We start from the raw sequence: 5,161 nt of genomic DNA on the forward strand, positions 1-5,161 counted from the left end.
CGACTTTAAAATGATTACAAGTAATTACTCTATATCAGTAAATTTATATTGGAGAAAAACATATATTTTGTAATCAAAATTAAGACGCTTAGCTATAATTCAGATCTTTCATTAAAAATGTTACTAAAGCTGTATGTTACTGATTGCATGTGTATACTATTAAAGAGCTTTTGTACTTTTTTAAAAATTTTTATTAATTAATTAGCCTATTAATCAAGAAATCATCATGATCCAAGGAACGTTATATATCGTGTCTGCACCAAGTGGTGCAGGTAAATCGAGTCTTATTCAGTCTTTATTAAAAACTCAGCCTTTATATGACACACAAGTTTCTATTTCGCATACCACTAGAGCGATACGCCCTGGTGAAAAAAACGGTGAACATTACTATTTCATTACTGAAAGCAAATTTCAGCAAATGATTGAGCATAATGATTTTCTTGAATATGCCTCCGTTTTCGGCAATTATTATGGAACTTCCCGGGCAGTTATTGAAGAAATTATTAATAGCGGTGTCGATGTATTTTTAGATATTGATTGGCAAGGCGCACAGCAAATTCGCCAAAAAATGCCTTTCGCTTGCACTATTTTTATCTTACCGCCTTCTAAAAATGAGTTATTACGCCGGTTACGTGGTCGCGGGCAAGATAGCGAAGAAACGATTAACCAGCGGATGGCAAAAGCGGTCGCTGAAATAAAACATTATAACGAATATGATTACATTATTGTTAATGATGATTTCAATACTGCATTGGGAGATTTACAATCTATTATTCGATCTAAGCGTCTAGGTTTAGAACGTCAGATTCAGCGACATAATAGTTTAATTAATAAATTATTGGCAGACTGAGTAAAGGTTCAGTATTATATCCGGTCATTTCTTTATCTTTGGAGTCATATCATGGCACGTGTAACAGTTCAAGATGCAGTAGAAAAAATTGGTAATCGTTTCGACTTGGTTTTAGTGGCGGCACGCCGTGCGCGTCAATTACAAATTAATGGTAAAAATCCTTTAGTTAAAGAAGAAAACGATAAGGTCACTGTTATTTCACTGCGCGAAATAGAATCAGGGTTGATTAATGCTCAAATTCTTGATGTCCGCGAACGTCAAGAACAGCAGGAGCAAGAGGCGGCAGAAATGCAAGCAGTGTCCGCTATTGCTGAAGGTCGTCGTTAACTGAAAAGGTAGGCTTACCTTGTACCTGTTTGAAAGCCTCAATCAAATCGTTCAGGACTATCTGCCAAAAGAGCATATATCGTTACTGAAACAAGCTTATCTTGTCGCCCGGGATGCACATGAAGGCCAAACCCGTTCAAGTGGTGAACCTTATATTACCCATCCAGTCGTGGTGGCATGCATTTTAGCGGAAATGCGTTTAGATCATGAAACATTAATGGCCGCATTATTACACGACATTATCGAGGATACCCCGACAACTTTTCAGGATATAAAACAGCTTTTTGGTAAAACCGTTGCTGGCCTGGTTGAAGGGGTATCAAAACTCGACAAACTCAATTTTCGTGACAAAAAAGAAGCTCAAGCAGAAAATTTTCGCAAAATGATTATGGCCATGGTGCAAGATATCCGTGTCATTTTAATCAAACTCGCCGATCGAACGCACAATATGCGTACTTTAGATTCCCTTCGTGCTGATAAGCGCCGCCGGATCGCGAGAGAAACATTAGAAATTTATAGCCCGCTGGCACATCGTCTTGGTATTCATCATCTCAAAACTGAATTGGAAGAACTAGGCTTTGAAGCTCTCTATGCCAATCGCTATCGAGTTATTAAAGAGGTTGTAAAAGCGGCTCGTGGTAACCGAAAAGAGATGATACAAAAAATCTTGGCAGAAATTGAAGGTCGATTATTGAAAGCCAAGATCACTTGCCGAGTATGTGGTCGAGAAAAACATCTCTATTCAATATATCGCAAAATGCACCTGAAAGAGCAACGCTTCCACTCAATTATGGATATTTATGCCTTTCGGATTATGGTTAAAGACGTTGATACATGTTATCGTGTTCTTGGGCAGGTACATAGTTTATATAATCCTCGGCCAGGTCGAGTGAAAGATTATATTGCGATCCCAAAAGCAAATGGCTATCAATCTTTACATACATCAATGATTGGCCCACATGGCATAGCTATTGAAGTACAAATTCGTACCGAAGATATGGATCAAATGGCAGAAATGGGTGTAGCTGCTCACTGGGCATATAAAGAACAAGCAGAATCTAGCACAACCGCTCAAATTAGAGCACAACGTTGGATGCAAAGCCTATTAGAACTTCAACAAAGTGCGGGTAATTCTTTTGAATTCATTGAAAGTGTAAAATCAGATCTTTTTCCTGACGAAATCTATGTTTTTACCCCCGAAGGTAGAATTGTCGAATTGCCTACTGGTGCAACCCCGGTTGATTTCGCTTATGCTGTTCATACCGATATAGGTCATGCTTGTGTTGGAGCCCGCGTAGATCGGCAACCTTATCCTTTGTCTCAATCGTTAAATACCGGGCAGACCATAGAAATTATTACCGCACCTGGCGCAAGGCCAAACGCAGCTTGGTTGAATTTCGTTGTTAGTTCCAAAGCCAGAGCAAAAATACGCCAATTACTTAAAAACCTTAAACGAGAAGATTCAATTAGTTTAGGCCGCCGCTTACTCAACCATGCTTTAGGCAATGGCAACAAATTGGGCGATATTCCGCAAGAGAATATCAATAAAGAATTAGTAAGAATGAAACTTCACTCAATTGATGATTTGCTCGCTGAAGTTGGCCTTGGCAATACCATGAGTGTGCTTGTAGCGCATAATTTGTTAGGTAATGCTAGTATAAATAACGTTATCACAGATAATAGTGATAGCGGTAGTAAACTACCAATCAAAGGAGCAGAAGGGGTATTAATTACCTTTGCTAAATGTTGTCGCCCTATCCCCGGTGATCCGATTGTTGCTCATATTAGCCCTGGTAAAGGTTTAGTCATACATTATGAGTCTTGCCGTAATATTCGAGGCTATCAAAAAGAGCCTGAGAAATTTATGCAAGTAGAGTGGGATGAGGGCGTTAATAACAACTTCATTGCTGAAATGAAAGTCGATATGATGAATCACCAAGGGGCATTAGCTAATTTAACAGCAGCAATTAATAGTGCAAATTCTAGTATTCAAAGTATGAATATCGAAGAGAAAGACGGGAGTGTCTACTGCGCATTTATTCGTTTAACCGCTAAGGATCGTATTCAATTAGCTAATATTATGAAAAAAATTCGTATCATGCCTGATGTCTTACGCATCAGCCGTAACCGGAACTAAGTTATGAATTTAAAGCGTTATGCGCGCATTCGTCAAGTGATCGCCATGCGCCAACTTGATCTGACGGTTTGTCTTGAAAATGTTCATAAACCACATAATATCTTTGATGTGATCCGTACGGTTGATTCGGTTAGAATATGATAAATTCATGCAATCTGGTGTAAAAATAGCAGCAAAAGCTTATCCGCAGCAGCAGCCGGCAGTAATCATTGGCTAAAAGTAAGGACTCATGCCTCTATTGAAAATGCAATTTCTACCTGAAAAGCTGCTGGCATGCAAATCTTAGCCGCTCATCTTACCAACCAAGCGATCGATTTTCGTCAAATAGATTATAATCAACCTACCTGTATCATCTTGGGACAAGAGCGAGCGGGCATTTCCAAACAAGCTCTCGCACTGGCTGATCACAATATTCATATTCCGATGATGGGTATGGTACAGTCATTAAATGTCTCTTTGGCTTCTGCTTTAATTCTTTATGAAGCGCAACGCCAAAGACAAAATGCCAATATGTATGACAGCCTTTTTAGTCAGCTATCAGAAGAAGAGCAACAGGCGTGGCTTTTTGAGGGCGGTTATCCCGTATTAGCCGCCGTTTCAAAACATAAAAGACTTCCCCGACCACTAATTAACGAACATGGCGAAATTGTTGCCAGTGATGCATGGTGGGCAGCTATGCAATCGTCTAAAGTACCAGGTAAAAAACGCACTCTGGAGAACTAACCGCATGAGGGGGAAATTACTTGATGCTATTCCATTAACATCATTAAACGGTGTTGGTGAAACGCAAACAGAAAAGCTCAATAAAATGGGATTTCGTACTATCCAAGATCTCCTCTTTCACCTACCTTTGCGTTATCAAGATCAAATTCAGCCTTATGCGATTAGTGAAGTTCAACCGGCTAACTCTGTGACTGTAAGCGGCGAAATATTACAAACTAAAATCGCATTTGAACGTAAACGAATGATGAATAGCCAAATTAATGATGGCTCAGGAACATTAACCCTGCGGTTTTTTAACTTTTCTACCGCTATTAAGAACAGTCTGGTAGTCGGCAAATACGTCGTCGCTTATGGTGAAATCCGGCGAGGTAATTTAGGACCAGAAATTATTCATCTCGAATATAAAATAAAACCTAATGCCGATCATATTGAGTTACAAAATACATTAATACCCATTTATCCAAGAACTGAAGGAATACGTCAGATAACTTTACAGAAACTTATTGCTCAAGCGCTATGCTTGTGCGATCAATGAGTTCATCCCGACGCCATTTAATCGAGGATTGATAAGTTTACCACAGGCTATTCAAACACTTCATCGCCCGCCGCCCGATATCCCTCTGGATCTTCTGGAAAAGGGCAAGCATCCGGCGCAACGTAGATTAATATTTGAAGAGTTATTAGCCCATCAACTAAGTATGCTAACGGTTCGGAGTGAAACACAAAAATTTTCCGCCCAGCCATTACCAGCAGAAGAAAAATTAAAACATCAATTACTGGCACGGTTACCTTATTTTCCAACCAAAGCCTAACAACGAGTTGTCAGTGAAATTGAAGCAGATCTGGCTAAAAAAAGCCCTATGATGTGTTTAGTGCAAGATGATGTTGATTCAGGTAAAACATTAGTGGCGCTCTTTGCCGCAATTCGTGCTATCCGAACATGGTAAACAAGCAGCACTCATGGCACCTACCGAGTTATTAGCAGAACAGCATGCCAATACTTTTCGCCAATCGCTAGAACCACTTGGTATCCAAGTAGGTTGGTTATCAGGAAAACAGAAAGGAAAATCCAGACTGAGTCAACAAAAAGCGATTGCACAGGGCGAAGTCGCAATGATATAGCT

4 protein-coding genes and 2 pseudogenes are annotated in these 5,161 nt (G+C 39.6%); all 6 read left to right on the forward strand.

Annotation, left to right across the window (positions count from 1 at the left end):
• The first annotated feature begins 48 nt into the window (after positions 1 to 48).
• Positions 49 to 201, forward strand: a complete 153-nt coding sequence (locus ARSQ2_RS10045) for a hypothetical protein (RefSeq protein WP_181995214.1) — start codon at positions 49 to 51, stop codon at positions 199 to 201.
• A gap of 25 nt (positions 202 to 226) precedes the next feature.
• Complete coding sequence (gmk, locus tag ARSQ2_RS10050; protein WP_181995215.1) at positions 227 to 850, forward strand: guanylate kinase; 624 nt, start codon at positions 227 to 229, stop codon at positions 848 to 850.
• A gap of 51 nt (positions 851 to 901) precedes the next feature.
• A complete protein-coding gene (gene rpoZ / locus ARSQ2_RS10055; protein ID WP_032116050.1) occupies positions 902 to 1,177 on the forward strand; it encodes a DNA-directed RNA polymerase subunit omega in 276 nt (91 codons plus the stop codon).
• A 19-nt stretch (positions 1,178 to 1,196) separates the two neighbouring features.
• The gene (spoT, locus tag ARSQ2_RS10060) at positions 1,197 to 3,314 is read left to right on the forward strand and encodes a bifunctional GTP diphosphokinase/guanosine-3',5'-bis pyrophosphate 3'-pyrophosphohydrolase (RefSeq protein WP_181995216.1); all 2,118 of its coding nucleotides are present in this window, start codon (positions 1,197 to 1,199) and stop codon (positions 3,312 to 3,314) included.
• A 3-nt stretch (positions 3,315 to 3,317) separates the two neighbouring features.
• Positions 3,318 to 4,037: pseudogene (gene trmH / locus ARSQ2_RS10065) on the forward strand (tRNA (guanosine(18)-2'-O)-methyltransferase TrmH).
• Between the two features lie 4 nt (positions 4,038 to 4,041).
• Positions 4,042 to 5,156, forward strand: a pseudogene (locus ARSQ2_RS10070) (DEAD/DEAH box helicase); the annotation flags it as partial.
• Positions 5,157 to 5,161: the final 5 nt, after the last annotated feature.

Origin of the sequence: Arsenophonus endosymbiont of Bemisia tabaci Q2 (genome assembly GCF_902713415.1) — a bacterium.
GTDB lineage: Bacteria > Pseudomonadota > Gammaproteobacteria > Enterobacterales > Enterobacteriaceae > Arsenophonus.

Bases quoted from the DNA above. Each gene is read 5' to 3' on its own strand.
- gmk (WP_181995215.1), top strand. From the start codon at position 227: ATGATCCAAGGAACGTTATATATCGTGTCTGCACCAAGTGGTGCAGGT.
- rpoZ (WP_032116050.1), top strand. From the start codon at position 902: ATGGCACGTGTAACAGTTCAAGATGCAGTAGAAAAAATTGGTAATCGT.